This window comes from Shewanella sp. 10N.261.52.F9, from assembly GCF_041471165.1.
In the GTDB taxonomy this organism is placed as follows: Bacteria; Pseudomonadota; Gammaproteobacteria; order Enterobacterales; family Shewanellaceae; genus Shewanella; species Shewanella marinintestina.
Genome location: NZ_JBFRNX010000064.1, coordinates 1 through 317, shown reverse-complemented (window position 1 = coordinate 317; position 317 = coordinate 1). Strand labels below are relative to the sequence as shown.

Below are 317 nucleotides of genomic sequence, written 5' to 3'. Positions count from 1 at the left end.
GTGTTTAGTGGCCAAGGTCGAGCTGTTGTTGATGGTACATCAATTGTGTATACCCCCAATGGCTTTGTTGGCAGTGATGAAGTGGTGTATCAAGTCAGTGATGGTAAAGGCGGGACAGCGATAGCGATGTTGTTATTTACGGTGTCAGACGCGACCCCAAATAACACGGTACCCACAGCACAAGGTAAGACGTATACATTTTCGCTGAGCACGGCACTGACTGCACCTGAGCAAACGCTAAACCTTAGCCCGCTTGTTGATGATACTGACGGTGATGAGCTTACGTTAACGAACGTAGTTGGCGCGGTGAATCCAGT

The 317-nt window shown here is 48.9% G+C and carries 1 protein-coding gene; it reads left to right on the top strand.

Going from position 1 to position 317, the window contains the following annotated elements; translation table 11 throughout:
• Positions 1-317 (top strand): Ig-like domain-containing protein (locus tag AB4298_RS21260; RefSeq protein ID WP_371988331.1); only part of this gene is annotated, 317 nt, incomplete at both ends.